Origin of the sequence: Rhodoferax bucti (assembly GCF_005876985.1) — a bacterium.
GTDB classification, from domain to species: Bacteria; Pseudomonadota; Gammaproteobacteria; order Burkholderiales; family Burkholderiaceae_C; genus Allorhodoferax; species Allorhodoferax bucti.
Genome location: NZ_VAHD01000001.1, coordinates 100,486 through 122,524, shown reverse-complemented (window position 1 = coordinate 122,524; position 22,039 = coordinate 100,486). Strand labels below are relative to the sequence as shown.

The 22,039-nt window shown below is 62.2% G+C and carries 22 protein-coding genes; 11 read left to right on the top strand and 11 right to left on the bottom strand.

Features of this window, described 5'->3' with window-relative positions; all coding sequences use genetic code 11:
- Window positions 1–9: 9 nt before the first annotated feature.
- Window positions 10–951 (bottom strand): RNA polymerase sigma factor RpoH, encoded by a 942-nt coding sequence (gene rpoH / locus FDM28_RS00560; protein WP_138512007.1) that lies wholly within the window; start codon window positions 949–951, stop codon window positions 10–12.
- A gap of 154 nt (window positions 952–1,105) precedes the next feature.
- Window positions 1,106–2,788, bottom strand: a complete 1,683-nt coding sequence (locus FDM28_RS00555) for an AMP-binding protein (protein WP_138512005.1) — start codon at window positions 2,786–2,788, stop codon at window positions 1,106–1,108.
- A gap of 229 nt (window positions 2,789–3,017) precedes the next feature.
- Between FDM28_RS00555 and FDM28_RS00550 the strand changes: the two genes are divergently transcribed.
- Genes FDM28_RS00550 through FDM28_RS00525 form a run of 6 tightly spaced genes read left to right on the top strand, consistent with a single transcriptional unit; the run spans window position 3,018 to window position 7,525 of the window.
- The gene (locus tag FDM28_RS00550; RefSeq protein WP_138512003.1) at window positions 3,018–3,590 is read left to right on the top strand and encodes an isochorismatase family protein; all 573 of its coding nucleotides are present in this window, start codon (window positions 3,018–3,020) and stop codon (window positions 3,588–3,590) included.
- 13 nt (window positions 3,591–3,603) lie between these two features.
- Window positions 3,604–3,873: a DUF1272 domain-containing protein gene (locus FDM28_RS00545; protein WP_138512001.1), complete on the top strand. Its 270-nt coding sequence runs from the start codon at window positions 3,604–3,606 to the stop codon at window positions 3,871–3,873.
- 14 nt (window positions 3,874–3,887) lie between these two features.
- Entirely contained in the window at window positions 3,888–4,802 is a 915-nt protein-coding gene (locus FDM28_RS00540; protein WP_138514161.1) for an EamA family transporter, read from the top strand.
- Window positions 4,799–5,761 (top strand): GlxA family transcriptional regulator, encoded by a 963-nt coding sequence (locus tag FDM28_RS00535; protein WP_138511999.1) that lies wholly within the window; start codon window positions 4,799–4,801, stop codon window positions 5,759–5,761. The genes FDM28_RS00540 and FDM28_RS00535 overlap by 4 nt, the downstream gene beginning before the upstream one ends.
- A gap of 28 nt (window positions 5,762–5,789) precedes the next feature.
- Window positions 5,790–7,022: a multidrug effflux MFS transporter gene (locus FDM28_RS00530; protein WP_138511998.1), complete on the top strand. Its 1,233-nt coding sequence runs from the start codon at window positions 5,790–5,792 to the stop codon at window positions 7,020–7,022.
- A complete protein-coding gene (locus FDM28_RS00525) occupies window positions 7,022–7,525 on the top strand; it encodes a C40 family peptidase (protein WP_138511996.1) in 504 nt (167 codons plus the stop codon). The genes FDM28_RS00530 and FDM28_RS00525 overlap by 1 nt, the downstream gene beginning before the upstream one ends.
- 7 nt (window positions 7,526–7,532) lie before the next feature.
- Here the strand turns inward: FDM28_RS00525 and FDM28_RS00520 are convergent, their stop codons facing one another.
- Together FDM28_RS00520 and FDM28_RS00515 are read right to left on the bottom strand one after the other, a co-directional pair.
- Entirely contained in the window at window positions 7,533–8,117 is a 585-nt protein-coding gene (locus FDM28_RS00520; RefSeq protein ID WP_138511994.1) for a flavin reductase family protein, read from the bottom strand.
- Window positions 8,118–8,126: 9 nt separating this feature from the next.
- Entirely contained in the window at window positions 8,127–8,756 is a 630-nt protein-coding gene (locus FDM28_RS00515) for an HD domain-containing protein (protein WP_240791857.1), read from the bottom strand.
- A gap of 131 nt (window positions 8,757–8,887) precedes the next feature.
- Between FDM28_RS00515 and imuA the strand changes: the two genes are divergently transcribed.
- Together imuA and FDM28_RS00505 are read left to right on the top strand one after the other, a co-directional pair.
- Entirely contained in the window at window positions 8,888–9,928 is a 1,041-nt protein-coding gene (gene imuA / locus FDM28_RS00510) for a translesion DNA synthesis-associated protein ImuA (protein WP_206021886.1), read from the top strand.
- Window positions 9,897–11,336 (top strand): Y-family DNA polymerase, encoded by a 1,440-nt coding sequence (locus tag FDM28_RS00505; RefSeq protein WP_138511992.1) that lies wholly within the window; start codon window positions 9,897–9,899, stop codon window positions 11,334–11,336. The genes imuA and FDM28_RS00505 overlap by 32 nt, the downstream gene beginning before the upstream one ends.
- Window positions 11,337–11,365: 29 nt before the next feature.
- Here the strand turns inward: FDM28_RS00505 and FDM28_RS00500 are convergent, their stop codons facing one another.
- Together FDM28_RS00500 and FDM28_RS00495 are read right to left on the bottom strand one after the other, a co-directional pair.
- Window positions 11,366–13,027: an L-lactate permease gene (locus tag FDM28_RS00500; RefSeq protein ID WP_138511990.1), complete on the bottom strand. Its 1,662-nt coding sequence runs from the start codon at window positions 13,025–13,027 to the stop codon at window positions 11,366–11,368.
- A 215-nt stretch (window positions 13,028–13,242) separates the two neighbouring features.
- A complete protein-coding gene (locus FDM28_RS00495) occupies window positions 13,243–13,692 on the bottom strand; it encodes a transcriptional regulator (protein ID WP_240791908.1) in 450 nt (149 codons plus the stop codon).
- 69 nt (window positions 13,693–13,761) lie between these two features.
- Between FDM28_RS00495 and FDM28_RS00490 the strand changes: the two genes are divergently transcribed.
- Window positions 13,762–15,903 carry a site-specific DNA-methyltransferase gene (locus tag FDM28_RS00490; RefSeq protein ID WP_138511988.1) on the top strand — a complete coding sequence of 714 codons (2,142 nt, stop codon included), beginning with the start codon at window positions 13,762–13,764 and terminating at the stop codon, window positions 15,901–15,903.
- A gap of 7 nt (window positions 15,904–15,910) precedes the next feature.
- Here the strand turns inward: FDM28_RS00490 and FDM28_RS00485 are convergent, their stop codons facing one another.
- Both FDM28_RS00485 and FDM28_RS00480 read right to left on the bottom strand, forming a co-directional pair.
- Complete coding sequence (locus tag FDM28_RS00485; protein ID WP_138511987.1) at window positions 15,911–16,219, bottom strand: HigA family addiction module antitoxin; 309 nt, start codon at window positions 16,217–16,219, stop codon at window positions 15,911–15,913.
- Window positions 16,220–16,231: 12 nt separating this feature from the next.
- Complete coding sequence (locus tag FDM28_RS00480; RefSeq protein ID WP_138511985.1) at window positions 16,232–16,513, bottom strand: type II toxin-antitoxin system RelE/ParE family toxin; 282 nt, start codon at window positions 16,511–16,513, stop codon at window positions 16,232–16,234.
- Between the two features lie 51 nt (window positions 16,514–16,564).
- On the opposite strand from FDM28_RS00480, the gene FDM28_RS00475 reads away from it, so the two are divergent.
- Window positions 16,565–19,534, top strand: a complete 2,970-nt coding sequence (locus tag FDM28_RS00475; RefSeq protein ID WP_138511983.1) for a DEAD/DEAH box helicase family protein — start codon at window positions 16,565–16,567, stop codon at window positions 19,532–19,534.
- Between the two features lie 61 nt (window positions 19,535–19,595).
- On the opposite strand, the gene FDM28_RS00470 is transcribed toward FDM28_RS00475, so the two are convergent.
- Window positions 19,596–20,117 carry a DUF1993 domain-containing protein gene (locus FDM28_RS00470; RefSeq protein WP_170211546.1) on the bottom strand — a complete coding sequence of 174 codons (522 nt, stop codon included), beginning with the start codon at window positions 20,115–20,117 and terminating at the stop codon, window positions 19,596–19,598.
- 125 nt (window positions 20,118–20,242) lie between these two features.
- Window positions 20,243–20,833 carry a PEP-CTERM sorting domain-containing protein gene (locus FDM28_RS17810; protein ID WP_240791856.1) on the bottom strand — a complete coding sequence of 197 codons (591 nt, stop codon included), beginning with the start codon at window positions 20,831–20,833 and terminating at the stop codon, window positions 20,243–20,245.
- 171 nt (window positions 20,834–21,004) lie between these two features.
- Between FDM28_RS17810 and FDM28_RS00460 the strand changes: the two genes are divergently transcribed.
- Complete coding sequence (locus FDM28_RS00460; RefSeq protein ID WP_138511979.1) at window positions 21,005–21,505, top strand: acyl-CoA thioesterase; 501 nt, start codon at window positions 21,005–21,007, stop codon at window positions 21,503–21,505.
- A gap of 11 nt (window positions 21,506–21,516) precedes the next feature.
- On the opposite strand, the gene FDM28_RS00455 is transcribed toward FDM28_RS00460, so the two are convergent.
- Window positions 21,517–21,987 (bottom strand): Lrp/AsnC family transcriptional regulator, encoded by a 471-nt coding sequence (locus FDM28_RS00455; RefSeq protein ID WP_240791855.1) that lies wholly within the window; start codon window positions 21,985–21,987, stop codon window positions 21,517–21,519.
- Window positions 21,988–22,039: the final 52 nt, after the last annotated feature.

Genomic DNA, 22,039 nt, shown 5'->3' with positions numbered 1-22,039 from the left:
GCCGCGCGATCAGGCGTAGGCTGCGAGGGCCGTTTTCATCTTCTTCATGGCGGCCACTTCGATCTGGCGGATGCGCTCGGCGCTCACGCCATATTCGGCGGCCAGGTCGTGCAGCGTCATGCCGCCGGAGTTGTCATCGTTCACCTTGAGCCAGCGCTCTTCCACAATGCGGCGGCTGCGCTCGTCCAGGCTGGCCAAGGCGGTGGCGATGCCGTCGGTGGCCAGCACATCGCGCTGGCGCGCTTCGATCATGGCGACCGGCTCGTGGTTGGTGTCGGTCAGGTAGGCAATCGGGCCGAAGGCGTCTTCGCCATCTTCCGAGGGGCTGGGGTCCAGCAGCACGTCGCCACCGGCCAGGCGTGCTTCCATCTCCAGGACTTCTTCGGGCTTCACGTTCAACTCGCGTGCCATGGTGTTCACCTGCTCGGGGTTGAGCGTGTCGCGGTGGGTGTCCAGATCGGCGGCAGCGTCTTCGCCCTTGAAGCGTTGCTTCATGGAGCGCAGGTTGAAAAATAGCTTGCGCTGGGCTTTGGTGGTCGCCACCTTCACCATGCGCCAGTTTTTCAGGATGTATTCGTGGATCTCGGCCTTGATCCAGTGCAGCGCGTAGCTCACCAAGCGCACGCCTTGGTCGGGGTCGAAGCGTTTGACGGCCTTCATCAGGCCCACGTTGCCCTCCTGGATCAGGTCGCCGTGGGGCAGACCGTAGCCCAGGTATTGGCGCGCCACCGACACCACCAAACGCAAGTGAGAGAGCACTAACTTACCGGCAGCTTCCAGGTCGTTCTCATTCTTGAACTTGCGGGCGTACTCCTGCTCTTCTTCCAGCGTGAGCATGGGCAGGCGGTTGGCCGCAGAAATATAGGCGTCCAGGTTCCCCAGTGGCGGCACCAAAGACCACGGATTGGCCGTGGCCAGGGCGGTGCGGGGAGCAGCGATCAATGCGGACATGTAGAACCTCCTTGTGTTCGGATTCAATATTAGCACTCGTAAGAGGCGAGTGCTAACGGGAAGTTCAATACCCCTGCACCGAATCGGATGAAGTTTTGTAAAGGCCCCAAAAAGCAAAAAGGGCCCGAAGGCCCTCCGCATTCACATGGCCGGCTCAGGCCCAGCGCACTTTGTCTTTGCCGGTGTACCAGCTTGCCAGTTGCGGCTCCACGGCGGATTCAATGCGGGCGCGCTTGATTTTCATGGTGGGGGTCAGCATGCCGTTTTCAATCGACCATGGCTCCGGGGCCACGACCAGCATCTGCAGCCTTTCGTAGTCCGGCAGCTCGGCGTTCACGGCGTCGAGCAGTTGCTCCAGTTCGGCATGGACCTCCGCTTTGAAGGCGGGGTCCGCCTTCACTTGCGGGCGCACGGTCTCGGCCAGCACCACGATGGCGTAGGCCGAGGGCTGGCCCACGCCGGACACCATGCTGGTTTCAATGCGGGGGCAGGCGTTCAGGCGGTTCTCGATCGGGGCGGGCGCCACGTACTTGCCTTTGGAGGTTTTGAACAGCTCTTTCACCCGGCCGGTGAGCTTGAGCAGGCCATCGGCGCGGCGCTCGCCCTTGTCGCCGGTGCGGAAGAAGCCGTCCTCGGTGAACACCTCGGCGTCCAGGTCGGGGCGCTTGTAGTAGCCCACAAACTGGCCGGGCGACTTAATCAACACCTCGCCTTCTTCGCTGATGCGCACTTGCACGCCGGCCAGCGGCACGCCCACGCAGCCGGGGGCGTTGATCTTGTCGGTGGAGTTGTGCGAGTAGGCAAAGTCCTCCGTCATGGCGTAACCCTCAATCAGGTTCAGCCCCAGGCGGCGGTACCAGGCGATCAGCTCGGCCGGAATGGGCGCGGAGCCGCTGCCGGCCAGCAAGGCGTGGTCCAGGCCCAGGCCCTTGAGCACCTTGCGGCCCACGATCTTGCCCAGGATGGGGATGCTCAGTAGCCGGTCCAGCTTTTTGGGCGGCATTTTGGCGAACACGCCCTGCTGGAACTTGAGCCACAGGCGCGGCACTGAGATAAAGGTGATCGGCTTGGCGCGGTTCAGGTCCTGGATAAAGGTGTCCAGCGACTCGGCAAAGAACAACTGCGTATCGCCATTGACCAGCGAGGCGGACTCCACCCACGCCCGCTCAAACACGTGCGCCAGCGGCAGGTAAGACAGCATGCGGTTGCGGGTGTTGGCGCCGATGCGGTTTTTGGTGTCGTTGTTGATGCCCTCGGCCGCCGCGGTGATGCGCTCAAAGCTGTGCATCACGCCTTTGGGCTGGCCGGTGGAGCCGGAGGTGTACATCAGGATGGCGATGTCCGTGCCGCCCCGGGTGGGTTTGCCGGTCAACGGCTTGGTGCGGGCGGTGATGGCGTCCCAGCTCTCGTAGCTGTTTTTCGGGGCGAGCGGGAAGGCAATCAGGGGCAGGCCCGCAGGAATGCCGGGCTGCTGCTGGTCAAAGGTATCGAGCTTGCCCACAAACAGCAGGCTGACCTCGCTGTGCTCCAGCACATAGCGCACGGTGTCGGCCGTTTCGGTGGGGAAGATGGCCACCGTGGTGCAGCCCGCCATCCAGATGGCCAGCTCGGCCATGATGAAGTGGGCGCAGTTTTTGGACAGGATGGCCACCCGCGCACCCGGCTCCAAGTTTTGTGCCTTGAGGTGGGCCGCCATGCGGCGGGCCTGGTCCATGGTCTGCTTCCAGGTGTAGTCCACCACCTGGCCGCCTCCGGTGGGCTGGGTCAGAAAAATCTGGTCCGCGTGGGCGGTCTCGTGGCTGTAGACGTAGTCCAGCATGAGTTTGGCTTGAGCCATCTTTTGTCTCCTTTTTATGGGTTGTTTTTTGCATTGTCTTGGCTTTTGCGTGCAAATGAGCGCTTTGCGCGACCATGCCACCCCGGAATAGAGGGGGGCTACTATTCCGGGGTGGAGCGTGCATTCGCATTGTTGGCGGTTTTTGTCCTGTTTGTGGCGATGGATGTGCTTTCGCGCATACAGCGTGAGCGCTAGCATTCAGGCATTGCTTAATAAAAGGTGTCCTTCCATGTCCTCCGTATCTACCCTGAAGCCTGCGCTTATCGTCATAGATGTGCAGCAATCGTTCACGCAAATGCCCTTCTGGTCGCAGGGCATTCATGCCCCGTTTGAGGCTGCGCTCTTGCGTTTGGAGGCGGGTTGCCGTGCCGCGGGTGTGCCGGTGGTGCACATCTTTCATGTGGGGCAGGCCGGGCCGTTTCGCGAAGACTCGGGTTGGGTCAAGCCACTGCTTTGGCTGCCGGCGGACCCGGATGTGCGTTTTGACAAGCACACCCACAACGCCTTTACCGACACCGGCCTGGACTTGTGGCTGCGCCGCCAAGGGGTGGGCCAGCTCATCATTTGCGGCATCCGCACCGAGCAGTGCTGTGAGACCACCGCCCGCGTGGGGGCCGACCTGGGCTACACGGTGGACTTTGTGTCCGAGGCCACACTCACCTTCCCCATGACCCACGCCGGCAGCGGGCGCACCTTCAGCGCCGAAGACATCACCACCCGCACCGAACTGGTGTTGCAAGACCGGTTTGCCCGCATCCTCACGGTGGATGCCTGCTTGGCCGGACTATCCTCTGGCCTATAACCGGACCCCCACCATGCTCCAACTCCGCCCCAACTGCGAATGCTGCAACACCGATTTGCCGCCCGCCGCCCTGAATGCCCGCATCTGCTCGTTTGAGTGCACTTTTTGCGCGGACTGCGCTGACACCCATTTGCAGGGCACCTGCCCCAACTGTGGTGGCGAGCTGGTGCGCCGCCCGGTGCGCCCGGCGGCCAAGCTGGCCCACAACCCGCCGTCTGCCGAACGGGTGTTCAAACCCCAGGGCTGCACCGTGGTGAAACCCGGCCCGGGAGCCTCTGCATGAGCGCCGCTGCACCCATGCGCCCCAAGGATCTGGGGCTGGCCTTGCTGGTCATTCTGGTGTGGGGGGTGAACTTTGCGGTGATCAAGGTGGGCGTGGTCGGCGTGCCGCCTTTGTTGCTGGGGGCCTTGCGCTTTGCGCTGGCGGCGTTTCCGGCGGTGCTGCTGTTCAAGCCGCCCAAGGTGCCGCTGCGCTGGTACCTGGCCTATGGCCTCACCATTTCGGTGGGGCAGTTTGCGTTTTTGTTTACTGCGATTCATGTGGGCATGCCCTCGGGGCTGGCGTCGCTGGTGCTGCAGTCGCAATCCTTCTTTACGCTGTTGTTGGCCGCATGGTGGCTCAAGGAGCGTTGGCAGGCCAACCAGATGGCAGGCTTGCTGCTGGCGGCTTGTGGCCTGGTGCTGATTGGCAGTGCCGCTGGCGGGCCGGCGGGCAGTGTGTCCATGCCCTTGTTGGGCTTTTTGCTCACGGTGGCTGCGGCGGTCATGTGGGCTTGCGGCAATATCGTGACCCGCACGGTGAGCCGCTACGGCCCCATGAACCAGTTGGCTTTTGTGGTGTGGGCCAGCCTGGTGCCGCCGCTGCCGTTTCTGGCCTTGTCGTGGGGGCTGGAGGGGCCGGAGGCCATCGCCACCGCGCTTGCGCACATCGGTTGGGGCACCTTTGCAGCCATCGCCTACCTGGCCTGGATTGCCACCTTGCTGGGCTACGGCTTGTGGACGCACCTGATGTCGCGCTACGCCACCAACCGCGTGGCACCATTCACTTTGCTGGTGCCGGTGGTGGGCTTGACGACGGGCTGGGTGGTGTTTGGTGAGGCCCTGCGGCCGGTGCACTTTGCCGGGGGCGCGCTGCTGATGGCGGGCCTGCTGCTCAATGTGTTTGGCGGGCCACTGGTGGAGCGCCTGCTGGGGCGCCGTACACAGCCATGAGCGAGGTGCCTGCGCTCCACATTTACCTGGTGCTCACGCCCAATGTGCTGATGCTGGACTACGCCGGCCCGGCCGAGGCCTTGCGCATGGCGCGCGATATGGGTGCGCCGATTGCCTTGCACGCCTGCGGCCCGCAGGGCGACATCGCCACGTCCTTGGGCACCGGCCTTACGGGGCTGGAGGCATTGCCCGCCACCTTGGCTGCGCGCAGCCTGGTGCTGGTGGTGGGTAACAGCAACGAGGCGGTGGACTACGCCACCGACGCCGCCCGCTCGGTGGTGCAGTGGCTGCGCGCTGTGCCGCAGGGCACCCGCATGGCCAGCATATGCTCGGGCGCCTTGCTGCTTGCACAAGCGGGGTGTTTGGACGGGCGGCACTGCACCACCCACCACACCCTGATTGCCGATTTGCAGGCGCTGGCCCCGCGCGCGCAGGTGGTGGCCGATCGCATTTTTGTGGACGAAGGCGGTGTGCTTACCAGTGCCGGCATCACCACCGGCATTGACCTCGCGCTCTACCTGATCGAGCAAGAGGCCGGTGCCGAGCTGGCCGCGCGCGTGGCCCGCCGGCTGGTGATGTACCAGCGCCGCGGCACGCATGACCCGCAAATGTCGCCGTGGCTGGCGCACCGCAACCACATGCACCCGGCCGTGCACCGCGCGCAAGACGCGGTGGCCCGCGAGCCCCAGCGCAACTGGACCTTGAGCGAGCTGGCCGACGTGGCCTGCGTGAGTCCGCGCCACCTCACCCGTCTGTTTGCCCAGCACACCGGCATCAGCGTGGTGGTGTACCAGCAGCAACTGCGCATTGCCCGCGCCAAAGAGCTGCTGGCCCGCCAAGGCTTGCCGGTGGAGCGGGTGGCCGAGGCTTGCGGCTTTGCCTCTGCGCGCGACCTGCGCCGGGTGTGGCGCAAATACGAGGCGGGTTCGCCGGCCACCGCGCGGGCCGTGGTTCAATAGCGGGCTGTACCGTGAGCTCTCGCACCCCATGACCCCCGAAGCCCAAAAACTCTGGCGCGCCCCGCAGTGGGCGTTCTCCATCCTGCTTGCGCTGCTGGGCATGCTGGGGCCGTTTTCTATCGACACCTACTTGCCTGCGTTTGCGGGCATCAGCCAGTCGCTGGGCGCGACACCGGTGCAGATGCAGCAAACGCTGTCGGCCTACCTGTTCGGGTTCGCTTTTATGGCGCTGTTTCATGGCTCCATCTCCGACAGCTTTGGCCGCCGCCCGGTGGTGCTGTGGGGGCTGGCGGCGTTCACTATTGCCTCGGTGGGGTGTGCGTTGTCACAAACCATCGGGCAGCTCATCTTCTTTCGCGCCATGCAGGGCTTGTGCACCGGGGCGGGCATTGTGGTGTCGCGCGCGGTGATTCGCGATGTGTATCCGCCTTCACAGGCCCAGAAGGTGATGAGCCAGGTCACCATCTTTTTTGGCGTGGCGCCCGCCATTGCCCCCATGGTGGGCGGCTGGTTGTTGATCCATGCCAGCTGGCACGGCATCTTCTGGTTTTTGGCTGCAGTCGGTATCGCGCTGTGGACGTCCAACTATTTCCTGCTGCCCGAAACCTTGCCCTGTGAGCAGCGCCAGCACTTTCATGTGAACAACCTGCTGCGCGGGTACTGGAAGCTGGGCTCCGACCCGCGCTTCCTGTTGCTGGCCTTGGCCAGTGGCATTCCGTTCAATGGCATGTTTTTGTATGTGCTGAGTGCGCCGGTGTTTCTGGGCGAGCACCTGAGGCTGGTGCCGCAACAGTTCTTCTGGTTTTTTGTGCTCACCATCGGCGGCATCATGGGCGGAGCCTTCGTCAGTGGCCGGGTGGCCGGCAAGATCAGCCCGAAGCGCCAGATCCGCTATGGGTTCACCATCATGCTGGTCATTGGGGTGCTCAATCTGGTGGCCAACCTGCTGTTCAAGGCGCATGTGACCTGGGCGCTGTTTCCCATTGCCATCTTTGCCTTCGGCTGGGCACTCATGGTGCCGGTGGTGACTTTGCTGGTGCTGGACTTGCACCTTGAGCGGCGCGGCATGGCGTCGAGCTTGCAGATGTTTGTAGGGTCGACCGCCAACGGCATCGTGGCGGGGGTGATTTCGCCGCTCGTCATGCACTCCACTGTGGCGCTGGCCAGTGCCTCGGTGTTGATGATGTGCGTGGGCCTGTGTGCCTGGGTGTTTATCCGCAGCCGTTGGCCCGAGATCGGTCGACGTGTGGAGGCGCTGTGATGCGAGGTGCTTGGCGCTCAGGCCTGGCTCCATTGCTGGCAGGTTCCGCAGTGTTGATGGCCGCGTGCTCCAGCGCGCCGCCCGCACCGGCTCCGGTGCTTGCAGCGCCCCAGCCGGCCAGCCGCTTGACCCTGGAGCAGGCGAATGACGTGACTGTTATGGCCATCGGACTGGTCGGCACACCCTACCGCTACGGCGGCAACACGCCTGCGAGTGGATTCGATTGCAGCGGGCTGATTGGTTATGTCTACAAACAGCGGGCCGACGTGGTGGCACCGCGCACCACCGGTGGCCTGATCGACTGGGGCACTAGCATCCCGGCCCCCAGCCTGCGCACGGGCGACCTCGTCGTCTTCACCCAAAACGGCCGCGCCAACCACGCAGGCATCTACGTGGGCGAAGGCCGCTTCGTGCATGCACCGTCTACCGGCGGCACGGTGCGGCTGGATAGCTTGAATTCGTCCTACTGGGCCAAGCAGCAGGTGAGTTACCGCAGGCCGTGAGGGGAGCTCACGTGTCCAGCTTTACGCTTTCCCCGATCACAAAGAACTGACCCCCCGCCACGTAATGCAGCGTGCGCAAGTCATCCGGTGCTTGGTCGAATTCCCAGTGCCCATTGATGAACACACGGCTGTCCGCCCAGGCGTGGGTCACTTCGCCGATAAACAGGTCGTAGGTTTGTTGGTTGTGTGGCTCAGGTAGCACCTTGCACAGCAACCAGCCCACGCAACCTTGCACCAGTGGCACAGAGCTTTCCTGCGGTGTAAATGTGTGAATGCCGTGGCGCTGCAGTTTGTCAGGCGTGGTGAGTGCGCTGTCGGTACCCACCCCCAGCGTGGTTCGCGCCAGAGCGCGGGCCGGGATGTTGAGCGCAAACCAGCCGCTGCCTTCCACTAATGCGCGAGTGCGGGTGGCCTTGTCGATCACCACCGTCACCTTGGGCGGCTGGAAGTCCAGTGGCATGGACCACGCGGCGGCCATCACGTTGTGTTCGCCAGCATGCGCGGATGACACTAACACCGTGGGGCCATGGTTGAGCAGGCGGTAGGCCTTGTCCAGCGGGACGGAAGCACAGAAGTCGGGCAGGGTGTTCATGGGGGTGCGTTAAGCCACCGCCCGCGCCAGATTCGCCCGCGCACGGGTCTCCAGTGCGGCGTGGAAGTGGTCGGTGTTGTAGATGCGGGGCCGGTCGGCAAACGACTGCAGTACCTCTTTACGCTTGGTGCGAAACACTTCTTCGGGCACAAAGGCGTATTCCTCGCGGATCTGTTGCTCGTATTGTGCAAAGCGCTGTGCGTCGGCACCGAGGATGGAGAGGTCAATGTCCGCCAGCAACTGCGCATCGCCCGCGGCGGGCACGCTGGTGTGGCGGGTGGCCATGACCAACTCGTAAACGCGCTCTGCCACCTCGGCCTGCACACCGGCGGTGGTGAGTGCTTGCCGCGCCCAGGCGGCACTTTGGGCCTCGTTGTCGTGGCGCTGCACGTCATACACCGCGTCGTGAAACCAGAGTGCCAGCGCCACCTCGGCAGGCCGCTGTGCCAGATGCCGGACTGCTTCAAACCCTTGCAGGCATTCGGCCAGATGCTGGGTGCTGTGGTAGTGCCGGTGCGGCTCGGAGTAGGCGGCCGACAGAGCGTCGCACAGCACGGTGCCGTCGGTGCGTGCGCCGGCATCGTGCCAGACAGTTGCAAACAGGGGTTTCAGGGCGGCCAAAGACGGTGCGGTGTTCATGGCAGGCACTCTAGCAAAACCGGCCAAGCCGCCAGCGCCCGCCAGGCCTGCAAACCCTGTTCTTGATTTTGATAGCAGGGGCCTTTTCCATATACTGTTTAAAAATACAGTAATTTGTTAAAGCCCTTGCCATGACTAGCGCTGCGCGCCATTCCACTACCTCTGCCACCGGTGTACCGGACCCTCAGGACATCCACGCCGGTGTCTGGCACGCGCACACTCTGGCGAGCCCGGTGCAGTCGGTGCAGGCCACGGGGGATGCCTTGTTGGACGCGCATTTGCCCGGCGGCGGTTGGCCGGTGGGCGCCTTGGTGGAGCTGCTGCAGCCTGCCGGCGCGCACAGTGAATGGCGCCTGCTGCTGCCCGCGTTGGCGGCGTGCGGGCGCGGTCCGGTGGTGCTGGTGGGGGCGCCACAGCTGCCGTTCGCGCCGGCACTCTCCCGACTGGGCTTGCGCGCGGGGCGGCTGCTGTCGGTGCTCGGGGCGGTTCAAGGCGGGAGTCTTTCTGCCGACGGGGCTGGGCGCCTCTGGGCCACCGAGCAGGTGCTGCGCTGCGCCGAGGTGGACGCCGTGCTCGCCTGGCTGCCGCAGGCCCGGGGCGAGCAGCTGCGCCGCCTGCACTTGGCGGCCGCCGAGCACCACAAGTTGCTGTTTGTGATGCGGCCAGACCGGGCGCGCAGCGATGCATCGCCCGCCGTGCTGCGCCTCTTGGTGCAGCCGCTTGCCCGCGCCCGGCACCCGCTGCAAGGCCCATTGCAAGGTTCAGTGCAAGGCTCGGTGCAAGAGCGGTGGCTGGACGGGCTGGAGGTCGACATTCTCAAGCGGCGCGGCCCGCCCTTGGCGGAACCGCTGCAGGTGCAGGCACGCAGCCCCCGGCTGGGCGTGTTGCTGGCGGCTGGTCGCGCCTTGGCCCGGAGTGCGGAGGGGCCGAAAGAGCAAGAGGGCGTATCAGCCTGGGGCATGTGGCCTGCCACGCCGCCGGATGCTCAGGCCGCGCGCGCCGCATTTCAACAGCAGGCGCTGGGCGGCGTGGAGAGCCAGGCGTTCCCGTGGCCGCCGCTGCCGCCCGCGCAGGGCGAGCTGGCCGTGGCGGCGCGCGGTACGGCCGATGCGTATGGGCCTATGAATGCGGAGGCGGGCCATGCACTGGATCGCGCTGCGGCCGTCGCTTGATGCCACGGCTGCCCCGACCGAGCCCGTGTTGGTGGATGCGTCCACCGCGCTGGCATGGTGGGCCCTGCGCTTCACGCCGCTGGTGGCTCGCGTGGGCGACGCGCTGGTGTTGGAGGTGTCTGCCAGCGAGCGCTTGTTCGGCGGGCGCACCGCCTTGCTGCAGCAACTTTTAGAGTCAAATAGGCCGCTAGCGCAGGTGGAATATGCGCAAGGCGCTACTTCTTTGATAGCGCTGGCAGCCTTGCAGGTGCATACCTGCCGGGTGGGGCAGGCCGCGCCGGTGCGTGGGGTGCTGCCTGATGCCCTGCCGGTGCACACCCTGGCCGCGGCCCAGGCCCACCTGCCCACGCTGGCCCGCCTGGGTGTGCGCACCTGGGGGCAGCTGCGGGCCCTGCCGCGTGGGGGCGTGGTGCGGCGCTTTGGTGCCGAGGTGGTGGATGCGCTAGACCGCGCCTACGGCCAGCGCCCCGAGGTCTACCCTTGGCTCACGCTGCCCGATGTGTTTGATGCCCCGCTGGAGCTGGCGGCGAGTGTCGATGCGGCACCGGCCTTGTTGTTTGGCGCGCGCCGCCTGCTGGCGCAGCTGCTGGTGTGGCTGCGCGCCCGCCAGTCGGGGGTGCTGGCGCTGGAGCTGCTGTGGGAGCTGGATGCGCGCCGCGCCAACACCCGCCATGTGGACGCCCACCACCAGGGCGGCCAGCAAGGTCGATTGGAGCTACGCACCGCCGAGGCCACGCAGGACATGAGCCACCTGCAGCGCATTCTGGGTGAGCAGCTGGCCCGCGTCACCCTGCCGGCGCCGGTGCTGTACCTGCGCCTGCGCAGCCTGCAGACCCAACCGCTGGGCGGCGAGAGCCACAGCCTGCTGCCTGAAGATGTGCGCAAGGGCGACAGCCTGCACCAGACCCTGGAGCGCCTGGCCGCCCGGCTGGGCGCGCACAGCGTGCAGTGCGCCACCCCGCAGGCCGACCACCGGCCCGAACGCATGCAGCGCTGGCAGCCGTGGCGGGTGGATACTACGCGGAAAGAAAATCAAAATGCTATGAAATCAGGAGCTGCTCGCGCATATTCCATGAGCGCTAGAGGCCCAAAAGATTATGAAGCAGAGCACGATGTGCTCCCCACGGCCGACCTGTACCCCACCTGGCTGCTGCCGGTGCCGCAGCGGCTGGTGGTGCGCCAAGCCTCGCACCCGAGCGGTCCGCCGCAAAGCATTCCTTGTTATCACGGCGAGCTCACGCTACTCGCCGGCCCGCAGCGTCTGGAGACCGGCTGGCTCGAAGGCGAGCCCGCCTTGCGCGACTACTTTGTGGCCCGCAGCCCGCAGGCGGGGCTGGTGTGGGTGTACCGCGAGCGGCTGGAGGCGGCAGAAGATGCCGCCTGGTTTTTGCACGGGCTCTTCGCGTAGGAGCCCGTGCGCGGAGTGTCGCGAGGTGCTTAGTGCACCACCATCAAGGTGAAGGGGAACACATAGGCCTGCAGCGTCACGAAGATGCCGACCAGGCACGCCAGCGCGATCGAGTGGAAGAACACATAGCGCAAGATGTCGCCTTCGTGGTTGAACCACTTGGTGGCGGTGGACGCGACCACGATGGATTGGGCGTCAATCATCTTGCCCATCACGCCGCCAGAAGAGTTGGCCGCGCCCATCAGGTTGGCGGACAAGCCCAGCTGCTCGGCAGCCACTTTTTGCATGCCGCCGAAGAGCACGTTGGACGCCGTGTCCGAGCCGGTCATGGCCACGCCGATCCAGCCCATCAAAGTGCCGAAGAAGGGGTACAGCGCGCCAGTGCCGGCAAAGGCCAGGCCCAGTGTGGTGTCGGTGCCGGAGAAGCGGGTCAGCGTGCCTAAAGCCAGCATCAGCACGATGGTGACCAGCGAGTAACGCACCAGCCAGAACGTGCGGAAGAAGGTTTGCACAATCGCCAGCGGGCGGTAGCCCATGACCAAGGCACCGATGATGGCCGACAACAAAATGCCAGTGCCGGTGGCCGACAGGCCGTTGAGCACATAGACCGCGGCTTCCTTGTGGGGCGTGGGCACCACGGGGGGCACTTTTTCGATCAGGTTGTTCAAGCCTTCAATCGGAAACTTGGGCGCCCAGATGCCGTTGAAGTAGTTCTTCACGGCGGGCAGACCCCAGATGAACACGAACACGGTCAGGATCAGCCAGGGGGTCCAAGCGCTCAGCAGGGCAGAGGCCGAGTGGCGTTTGAGGGCGACAGGGGCCGGGGCTTCGCCGCCGTCCTTTTCGTGGCCCTTGAGCGAGGTGGAGCGCCAGACTTTCTTGGGCTGCCACACGCGCAAAAACAGCACCAGCGACACCATGGACACGATGGCGGCAATGATGTCCACCAGCTCTGGCCCGATGAAGTTGGACACCAAATACTGCGGAATGGCGAAGGACAAACCGGTCACCAGAATGGCGGGCCAGATTTCCATCATCGCCTTGCGGCCGGCAAACGCCCAGATCAGCCAGAAGGGCACCAGCAGGCTGAAGAAGGGCAGTTGGCGGCCGATCATGGCGGTGACTTCCATCAGGTCGTAGCCGTGCACTTTGGCCAGGGTGATCACCGGTGTGCCCAAGGCGCCGAAGGCCACGGGCGCCGTATTGGCAATCAGCGAGAGGCCGGAGGCTGCCAGAGGCGAGAAGCCCAGGCCGATCAAAATGCCTGCCGTCACCGCCACGGGGGTACCGAAGCCGGCCGCACCTTCAAAGAATGCGCCGAAGCAAAAGGCAATCAGCAGCAGTTGCAGGCGGCGGTCTTCGGTGATGCCCGAGAGCGAGTCCTGCAGCACCTTGAAGCTGCCGTTGCCTTCGGCCAACTGCTGCAAAAAGATGATGTTGAGCACGATCCAGCCAATGGGCAGCAGGCCGGTCAGCCCACCGAAGAAGGCGGCATTGCCCGCCATGCCGGCCGGCATGCCGTAGCCGAACACGGCCACCGCAAAGGCGGCAATCAGGCCCAGGCCCGCCGCAATGTGTGCCTTGATGTGCAGAAAACCCAAGCACACCAGCATCACCACCACCGGCACCGCCGCCAGCAGGGTGGATATGAACATGTTCCCGAAAGGGTCGTAAATTTGTTGCCAGACCATGTGTGTCTCCGAAGTACTTTTGAATGCAGGTGCACACCGCCTGAAAGGGGGCGGTTTGTGCAGTGCGGCAAATGTAAGAAGCTCACACGCGTGCTGGTGTGAAAAGAATTTTTCAGGCCCGTGAAAATAAATCCCCTCCTAGGGGAGGGGGCAAACCGCTTGGCGCGGCAGTCAGCAATCCGCCAGCTTTCGGGCTACTGGCGATCTGTGGGAGGTCAGGAGCGGGTCGTGGATGTGTCGGCTGTGGTGTCTTCGCCGTGCGCCTTGGCAAACGCCAGAATCACCTCTCGAACCACTTTGCGCTGCGGTGCTGGCAGCTTCAGGAACGCATCGAAGGTATCTCTCTCGGTGTAACCCGCACCCTCATCCCAGCGCTTTTGTGCTGCTTGCAAGTGGGTTTGCACTTGTTCCCCAAAGCGCAGTTGGTGGGGGTTGAGCTTGAGCAGCTTGGCCAGCTCCTGCAATTTGTCTTGCGTAGGAATGGCCTCCCCATTGAGCCACTTCCAGGCGGTTTGCCGCCGTACCGGGGTGCCTAGCCACTCTGAATTGAACTCGCGCTCCAGCACCGCACCGCTCACTTCCAGCCTTCTGGCTTTCATGGCTGCGCGTAAGCGTTCGCTGAATTCCTTCTTCTCATTCATGGCTGGCACGGTATCCGCACGCATCGCCACAAATGTCAATTACAGTTGACGACTTTTGTCCCTTTTTAAGGGTTTTACGATGGCGCGCGCTGTATGCCCAAATCCCTACTAGAACAACTCCCCGAGATCGTGGCCCAAGGCCGCAAAGAAGCCGAAAAAATCCTGGAGAGCATCGAAAGCCGCCATCGCGTGAGCCTGCAAACCCGTGAAGTGGTGCTGCCCGCCAAAGACAGTTCCGCCACCGACTGGATTACGGCCCAAGCCCGTGCCGACCGGCGCGAGGTGTTTGCGCCAGGGCAAGGCAGCTTGCTGGAGAGTGCGCAGCCCCTGTTGGGCGCGGCCCAAGCCGAAGCGCCCTGGGCCAACCGCCTGATTTATGGGGACAACCTGCTGGCTATGGCCGCGCTGTTAGCGGGTGATGACACCACGCCCAGCCTGCGGGGCAAGGTGGATTTGATCTACATCGACCCGCCGTTTGACAGCAAGGCCGACTACCGCACCAAGGTCGCGCTACCCGGCCTGGAGTTGGAGCAAAAACCCACGGTGATTGAGCAGTTTGCGTATTCCGATACGTGGAGCGACGGCACCGCTTCGTACCTCGCCATGATCACGCCACGCCTGATCCTGATGCGGGAGTTGCTGGCGGACACCGGCTCCATCTACGTGCATCTGGATTGGCATGTGGGGCATTACGTGAAGCTGGTGATGGATGAGGTGTTTGGGAAAGACAATTTCGTTAACGAGATCGTGTGGAAACGCTCTGAAGCACACTCAGACGCTAGTGCTTTTGGCGCGGTGCATGACGTCATTTTTTTCTATAAAAAAACACGCAGCAATATTTGGAATAGGCAGTACACGCCTTACACAAGTGAGTACGTAGAGCGTCAATTTAAATATGTAGAGCAGGAGTCTGGTCGGCGTTATCGATCTGCTGATTTGTCTGCTTCAGGACTGTCGGGCGGGGGGTACACATATGAGTGGAACGGCATTACGCGTTCTTGGCGTTGTCCCATCCAGACAATGGAACGCTATAAGTTAGAGGGACGCTTGGATTACACGGGCAAGGGACTTGTTCGATACAAGTACTACTTGGATGAGATGCCTGGTTTGGCAATCCAATCGGTATGGACTGACATTGGGAAAATTCACCATTTGGCGGATGAGCGAATCAGTTACCAGACTCAAAAGCCGGAAGAGTTGCTTGATCGTATCGTGCGATCGTCGTCCAATGAAGGTGCACTGGTAGCTGACTTCAACGGCGGCTCTGGCACCACCGCAGCAGTCGCCGAAAAACTAGGCCGCCGCTGGATCACCACCGACCTCGGCAAACCCGCCTGCATGATCATGCGCAAGCGCTTGATCGACCTGGAAGCCAAACCCTTCCTCTACCAAGCGATTGGTGACTACCAGGTAGAAGCCGCCAAGGCCACGCTGGGCCGGGACTTCCGGATTGGCGACCTGTCGCACATCGTGCTGTCGCTCTACGGCGCGTTGCCGCTCCCTACCGATGTGAATCCCCAGCGTAATCTGGGCCAGATTGCGGGAATCGATTTCGGTGGCCGCCGTGGCAGCAAAACACTGGTGCTGGCTGATTCGCCCAACAAGCTCACTGGCATGGCCACGCTCAAAAAAGCCATTGCCCAGCGCGACAACCTGATGGGGGGCTGGGACAAAGTGGTGGTGCTGGGCTGGAACTTTGAGCCCAGCATTGGCGAAACCATTACCGCGCTCAACGACTCACGGATGGAAGTGCTGGTGATTCCGCCGGACCTGATGGACCGGCTCAAGAAGAAGGGTGGCATCGACAAGCTGCGCGGGCAGGTGCGCTTCTCCAGCCTGCAGTACCTCACCATTCACCCCATCACGCGAACGACCGCGCGCAAGGCCGACGGAGATACCGAAACGCTCACCGTGCAGCTCAAAAACTATGTGTTGCTCTCGCCCGAGGCCATCAACTTGGATGATGCCAACCGCATCAAGCTACAGCAGATTGCCAATGCCGAGCCTCTGGCGCTGATTGAATACTGGGCGGTGGACCCGGACTACGACGGGAAAGTGTTCCGCTCGGTGTGGCAGGACTACCGGGGCAACACGGCCAACGATGCAGATGAATTGCGCGTGGTGACTACGGCCACAGTCACCGCTCCCGCAAAAGCGGGTCCGCGCAAGGTGTGCGTGCGGGTGGTGGATGTGTTTGGCTTTGAGGCCGAGGTGGTGACGACGGTGGGAGCCTGAGATGGGGTCAGGCCACCGCCAGGGTGCGTACGGCTTGGATGCTCTCTTTCATAGCGGCTTCGGTCGTTTTCAGGTCGTAGTTGCTTTGAAGGTTCAACCAGTATTGGGGCGTTTGGCCGAAGGCGCGCCCCAATCGCAAGGCAAGCTCTGCCGTCACGGGCCGATCGCCCTTGAGCAAGTGCGAAATGCGCATCGGCGAGACGCCCAACGCATCCGCCAGCGCCGACTGGGTCAGCGCCATGTCGTCCAAGATTTCGCGCAGGTACTCCCCGGGGTGAATCGGAGGCAGGCCGTTGGTGATGGGTTGTGCAGTCATTTCATTCACTCCTCAGTGGTAGTCCACGATTTCAACGTCAAAGGCATGGCCGCGCTCAAACCGGAAGCACAGGCGCCAGCGGTCGTTGATGCGAATGCTCCATTTGCCCGCCATATCACCGCTCAGTGCTTCCAGCCGATTGGACGGGGGCACCCGCAAGTCGTCTACCTCCACGGCTGCGTCCAATTGCGCAAGCCGCATGGCAGCGCGTTTCAGGATGTCTGGCGGCAAGCGACGCGATTTGCCGGTGGCAAACAGGCGCTGGGTTTCATCACTGGCAAAGCTTTCGATCATTCCAGCATATTTTAAACAAATTGTTTATAAAACCACAAACAGGGATTCATCATGCAAGGACAAGACACACAACTCGCCCTCGCCACCGGTTTGACTGCCAAGACCCAGCAGCTGTGCCTGGGCTTGGAGTCTGGCGCTGCGGATATTTTGGATTTGGTGACGCCGACCACCGCCGAGCTGTTGCTGTGGTGGTTTGGTGAAGACATGGTGTTGGCTCGCCAAGGCTTGAACTTCCACGCCGGGCAGAAGCAAGCCATTCTGAACGCCATCGTGGCGCACGAAGTGTTGGGGCAGGAACGTGAACATTGGACGTTGCTAGACCTGTACCAGGCCTGCGCGCCCGATGCGTTGCTCACAGGTAACCGCATGAATGAGGTGGCCTCTAACAAACATGCGCACCCCAAATATTGTTTCAAGATGGCCACGGGCACTGGCAAGACTTGGGTGATGCAGGCGCTGATGGTGTGGCAGTTGCTGAACAAGACGGCGGCGCTGGCCGAGGGCATCAACGATGCGCGGTTTACCCGACAGTTCATGGTGGTTGCGCCGGGCTTGATCGTGTACGAGCGGCTGCTGGATGCGTTTTGCGGAAAGCTGGTGGCAGGTAGCACGGGGCGAGACTTCAGCACGTCGGACATCTTCAAGTTTGCCGACCTGTTTGTGCCCGAGGCCTACCGAGACGCGGTGTTTGCGTTTGTGCGCGGCAATGTGTGCAGCAAGGCAGAGATTGGTCTCAAGGCCACGGGCAACGGCATGATCGCCATCACCAACTGGCACCTGCTGGCTGAGGGTGATGTGATGGATGACGCGGTGGAAGATGTGGAAGCCCTGGGCGCTCCACTGGACCCGCATCTGGTGGTAGGCGCAGTGCTGCCGCTTACGCCCGGCCGCGCTACGGGCAACAGCCTGGATGTGCTGGACCGCCGCTATGCGCGCGGTAATGTGCTGGAGTTTCTGGCGGGGCTGCCGGAGCTGATGGTGTTCAACGACGAGGCGCACCACATTCATGAGTTCAAACGCGAGGGCGAAACCACCGAGGTGGAGTGGCAAAAGAGCCTGAGCCGCATTGCTGCCACCAAAGGGCGGCGCTTTGTGCAGGTGGACTTTTCAGCCACGCCGTACAACGACGTGGGCAGTGGCAAAAACAAACGCAAGCTGTACTTCCCCCACATCGTGGTGGACTTTGATTTGAAGAGCGCCATGCGTGCGGGGCTGGTGAAGTCGCTGGTGCTGGACCGGCGCAAGGAGATTGGCGCACTGCCGCTGGAGTTCAAAGCCGAGCGGGACGAATCGGGCAACCCCGCCTTAAGCGAAGGCCAGCGCGTCATGCTGCGGGCTGGCTTGAAGAAGTTGCGCAAGCTGGAAGCCGACTTCGCCAAGATTGACCCGACCCGCCACCCCAAGATGCTGGTGGTGTGTGAAGACACGGGCGTTTCTCCCAAAGTTGCAGAGTTCTTGCGTGACCAAGAAGGACTGAAATACGACGGCGATATCGACGACGAAATTTTGCTGATTGACTCCGGCAAGAAGGCGGAGTTGGGCGAGAAGGACTGGGCACCTGTGCGGGAGCGCCTGTTCAGCGTAGACAGCCATGCCACGCCGCGCGTGATCGTCAGCGTGCTGATGCTGCGCGAGGGCTTTGATGTGAACAACATCTGCGTCATCGTGCCGCTGCGTTCCAGCCAAGCGCAAATTCTGTTGGAGCAAACGATTGGGCGCGGCCTGCGCCTGATGTGGCGCGACGATGAATACACCGACCTCAAGCGTGAAAACCGCGAGCGCATCAATGCCGGGCAGGAGCCTGGGAGCTTGGTGGATGTGCTCTCTATCGTGGAGCACCCGGCTTTTCAGTCGTTTTATGACGACTTGCTCAAGGAAGGCTTGGCAGGCACTACGGGTGACGATACCGACGACACCTCCAGCACGGGCGACGTGATGGCGGCAGAGCTGCGCGAGGGCTTTGAGCCGTTTGACTTCGGTATCCCGTTCATCTTGCAAGAGGCGGATGAGCTGCATGCCCATGATGGATTGGATGTATCGGCATTGCCGGCATTTAGCACTATGAGCGTGGATCAACTCACTGGCATGCTGGGCAAGGGCGATACCTTTATCTCGCAAGACCTGCAAAGCGCGACGCTGTTTGGCGATTACCGGGTGGATGGCGCGGTAATGAACGTGGGCGGCTACAACGAATACTTGTCGCGCTTGACGCGGCGCATCAGCCAAGCGCTAAGTGAGCCCATGCCTAAGGGCAACAAGATTGCCACGCACTTGGCCAAGCCCTATTTGCAGGTGAACACCGCAGAGCTGACGGGCTGGTTGGATGACTACATCTGGACGGTGTTGTTTGGGGGGACTTTTAACCCGCTGGAAGGCGAAAACTGGCGTGTGTTGCTGCTGCAGCCTGTGGTGGACCACATCACAGAAAAGTTTGCTGCAGCCTTGTTGGATTCCGAACAGAAGCACGCCACCGGCCAGACAGAGGTGCACTTGCGCGCCCTGAGCGAGGTGCCCAAGCTGATGCTGCGCGAGAGCCATTCGGTGGAGGTGAGCAAGTGCATTTACACCCGACTGGGTTGGCCCGCACGCAACGGTGGGTTGGAGCGTACCTTTATCCATTGGGCGCAGGCGGATTCGCATGTACAAGCCTTCTGCAAGATCAGTGAGAACCGCCACACCTTTGCCCGTCTGCGGTATGTGAAGGAAGACGGTTTACCCGCCTTCTATTCCCCCGACTTTTTGGTGCGCACGGCAGACGCGGTGTACTTGGCCGAAACCAAAGCCCAACAGCAAACGATGCACCCCAATGTGCAACGCAAGCTCAAGGCGGCGCTGGCTTGGTGTGAGCGCATCAATGCGCTAACACCGGAGCAGCGCGGGGGCCCACCGTGGCACTACGTGCTGCTGGCGGAAAACGTGGTCTATGAATGGCAAGCCAAGGGTGCACGCCTAGCCGAGCTGCTGGACTATGCGCGATTGCGGCCTTTGGCAGATGCCTCATTACAGGCGCGATTGCTATAGAAAATGGCTGTAGCGCCTGTGTGTATTGCGCGAGCAGCTATGTAATTCATAGCGTTTTGATCTAGCCCCGGTACACATGCCAGCCATCAAAGTCGCCTTTGCTGAGCGGCAGGCCGTGCTGGCGCAGCAGGGCGTAGACCATGCTGAGGTGGAAAAAGAAGTTGGGCAGTGCGTACTGCTGTAAAAAGGTGCTGCCATCCAGCGCCACGGTGGTTTGACCGGCCGGGTCGTGGATGGTGCGTCCGGCCGCTTCCGCAAAGTCCTCCGGTTGCAAGGTGCGCAAAAAGGCTTGTGCCGCGGCCACCCGCGCGTGCAACCGGGTCAAGCTCTCGTGGTGTTCGCCAAAGGGCGGCACAGCCTGGCCGGCCAGCGGCGCGCAGGCGCGGAACACAAAGTTCACCGCAATCTCCACCTGCACGCCCAGCGGCAGCATGTCGGGCGCGAGGCGGGCCTCTAGCAGCGCAGCCTCCGGTATGCCCTGCTGTGTGCAGTGGGCGACGGCCTTGACCAGCAAGCCCTGCAATTGAATGAGGTAGCGGGCGAACACCGGCACGCTGGCATCGAATAATGAACAGGCAGCCATGCGTGCCATCCTACCTCGTGGGTTAACGCATCAAATAAAAAAGGCCCCAAAGGTTGGATTGATGTCCAACTTTTTGGGTGCAGTTCACGAAGGGCCTTTTTGTCGGTTGTCTCGAGGACAAACGCTTATGCAGCTTTGCGCTTGCGAGCCACTGCGCCCATCAATCCCAAGCCTGCAAGCAGCATCGCGTAAGTTTCAGGCTCTGGAACTGCGCTCACAGGCAAGTTCTGTGACAACAAGTCGCCTTGCTTGCGACGACTGTTCAATTCGTCCATAAATTGCACTTTGACATGAGGGGTATTGAAATTCAACGCGCCGTTGGCTGAAAAGTCGATGCGCCAAGTCATGCTGTCAGTCAGGCTCAAGGGGGAGGCGAAAGAGAAGCAAGCGCCGTTTGTGTTGCCGGTATTGCAACCCAAACCGTTACCAGCCAAGCCCTTAATGGTCGTAGAGACAGATGTGCCGGGGCCGCTCACGACAGATGCGCTAGTCACTTCAGAGCCAAGGTTTTTGATTTCAAAAGCTTTGAGGAAACTAATTCCGAACCAATCGCCGGTGGCGTGGGTCGCGTTCAGTATGGAGAATTCCAGAGTGTCCGCATCCAGTGCACGGGATTCAAACGTAACGCCTTGGTAGGTCAGGGAATTGGCTGCTTGAGCACCCAAGGACATCAAACCCATGGTGAGCGTGGCGAATACGGAAGCAAGTTTTTTCATAAGAACCACCCTTTGTGTAAATCTGTAACAGATTGTCGTTGACCCGCGCCTTTCATCCCTTAGTCCGAATGGATGGTCCTCAAGACCTGTTTGTGAAAAAAATCACATTTTTAGAATATTCCTGGATAAATCATCCCTTTACACTGGCACGCCTTTCGCTACCCGCAAGCCATGAACCTCCCCAATCACCAACTCTCCATGACCGTGCTCATGTCGCCCGACATGGCCAACTTCTCCGGCAACGTGCACGGCGGTGCCATCCTCAAGCTGCTCGACCAGGTGGCCTATGCCTGCGCAAGCCGCTACGCCTCGCGCTATGTGGTGACGCTGAGTGTGGACCGGGTGCTGTTTTTGCAGGCCATCCACGTTGGGGAGCTGGTGACCTTCTTGGCCAGCGTGAACTACACCGGCAAGTCGTCCATGGAAGTGGGCATCAAGGTGATTGCCGAGAACATCCGTACCCAAGAGGTGCGCCATGTAAACAGCTGCTTCTTCACCATGGTGGCGGTGGACGACAACCGCAAGGCGGCGCCGGTGCCCCAGTTGCACCCCAAAACGCCTGATGAAGTGCGCCGCTTCGAAGCGGCCCAGATGCGCAAAGCCCTACGCCAGGAGCTGGAAGAGAAGTTCCGCAAAACCACCCGCCAGCCCGGCGCAAGTCCGGCGGTGTAAGCCAACCGGTCTCAGGCCCCGGGCAGGCGCAGAGGCTGGTCTTCAAACTCGGTGTTCAGCACCACCGTGCTGGTGGTGCGCGCCACACCGGGGATGGCCTTGATCTGCAGCAGCACCGCCTCCAGGTCGCGGGCATGCGGTGTGCGCACCTTGGCCAGCAGGTCGTATTCACCGGCCACACTGTGCAGTTCTTGCACTGAGGGCAGCTCGCGCAGGCGGGGTGCAATGTCGCGGCAGTGGGCGCCGCCATCGTTGCGAATGGCCACAAACGCGGTGAAGTTCAGCCCCACGGTGTGCGGGTCCACGCTGATGGAAAAGCGGCGAATCACACCGCGCTCCAGCATCTTCTTGACCCGCTCATGCACGGCCGCCGTGGATAAGCCCACTTCAGCACCTACGTCGGCGTAAGAACGTCGGCCATCTTCCCCTAACGCCGTAAGAATTTTGGCGTCGATGGCGTCTGTCTGTATATTTGCTTGCATTGGGCTGGTTTTTCGGTAATATCACGCCCAACGGCGCTGTTTGCCGTAAATT

Excerpts from the sequence above, each read along its gene's own strand:
- rpoH (WP_138512007.1), bottom strand. The coding sequence starts at position 951 with ATGTCCGCATTGATCGCTGCTCCCCGCACCGCCCTGGCCACGGCCAAT.
- FDM28_RS00555 (WP_138512005.1), bottom strand. The coding sequence starts at position 2,788 with ATGGCTCAAGCCAAACTCATGCTGGACTACGTCTACAGCCACGAGACC.
- FDM28_RS00550 (WP_138512003.1), top strand. The coding sequence starts at position 3,018 with ATGTCCTCCGTATCTACCCTGAAGCCTGCGCTTATCGTCATAGATGTG.
- FDM28_RS00545 (WP_138512001.1), top strand. The coding sequence starts at position 3,604 with ATGCTCCAACTCCGCCCCAACTGCGAATGCTGCAACACCGATTTGCCG.
- FDM28_RS00540 (WP_138514161.1), top strand. The coding sequence starts at position 3,888 with ATGCGCCCCAAGGATCTGGGGCTGGCCTTGCTGGTCATTCTGGTGTGG.
- FDM28_RS00535 (WP_138511999.1), top strand. The coding sequence starts at position 4,799 with ATGAGCGAGGTGCCTGCGCTCCACATTTACCTGGTGCTCACGCCCAAT.
- FDM28_RS00530 (WP_138511998.1), top strand. The coding sequence starts at position 5,790 with ATGACCCCCGAAGCCCAAAAACTCTGGCGCGCCCCGCAGTGGGCGTTC.
- FDM28_RS00525 (WP_138511996.1), top strand. The coding sequence starts at position 7,022 with ATGCGAGGTGCTTGGCGCTCAGGCCTGGCTCCATTGCTGGCAGGTTCC.
- FDM28_RS00520 (WP_138511994.1), bottom strand. The coding sequence starts at position 8,117 with ATGAACACCCTGCCCGACTTCTGTGCTTCCGTCCCGCTGGACAAGGCC.
- FDM28_RS00515 (WP_240791857.1), bottom strand. The coding sequence starts at position 8,756 with ATGAACACCGCACCGTCTTTGGCCGCCCTGAAACCCCTGTTTGCAACT.
- imuA (WP_206021886.1), top strand. The coding sequence starts at position 8,888 with ATGACTAGCGCTGCGCGCCATTCCACTACCTCTGCCACCGGTGTACCG.
- FDM28_RS00505 (WP_138511992.1), top strand. The coding sequence starts at position 9,897 with ATGCACTGGATCGCGCTGCGGCCGTCGCTTGATGCCACGGCTGCCCCG.
- FDM28_RS00500 (WP_138511990.1), bottom strand. The coding sequence starts at position 13,027 with ATGGTCTGGCAACAAATTTACGACCCTTTCGGGAACATGTTCATATCC.
- FDM28_RS00495 (WP_240791908.1), bottom strand. The coding sequence starts at position 13,692 with ATGCGTGCGGATACCGTGCCAGCCATGAATGAGAAGAAGGAATTCAGC.
- FDM28_RS00490 (WP_138511988.1), top strand. The coding sequence starts at position 13,762 with ATGCCCAAATCCCTACTAGAACAACTCCCCGAGATCGTGGCCCAAGGC.
- FDM28_RS00485 (WP_138511987.1), bottom strand. The coding sequence starts at position 16,219 with ATGACTGCACAACCCATCACCAACGGCCTGCCTCCGATTCACCCCGGG.
- FDM28_RS00480 (WP_138511985.1), bottom strand. The coding sequence starts at position 16,513 with ATGATCGAAAGCTTTGCCAGTGATGAAACCCAGCGCCTGTTTGCCACC.
- FDM28_RS00475 (WP_138511983.1), top strand. The coding sequence starts at position 16,565 with ATGCAAGGACAAGACACACAACTCGCCCTCGCCACCGGTTTGACTGCC.
- FDM28_RS00470 (WP_170211546.1), bottom strand. The coding sequence starts at position 20,117 with ATGGCTGCCTGTTCATTATTCGATGCCAGCGTGCCGGTGTTCGCCCGC.
- FDM28_RS17810 (WP_240791856.1), bottom strand. The coding sequence starts at position 20,833 with ATGAAAAAACTTGCTTCCGTATTCGCCACGCTCACCATGGGTTTGATG.
- FDM28_RS00460 (WP_138511979.1), top strand. The coding sequence starts at position 21,005 with ATGAACCTCCCCAATCACCAACTCTCCATGACCGTGCTCATGTCGCCC.
- FDM28_RS00455 (WP_240791855.1), bottom strand. The coding sequence starts at position 21,987 with ATGCAAGCAAATATACAGACAGACGCCATCGACGCCAAAATTCTTACG.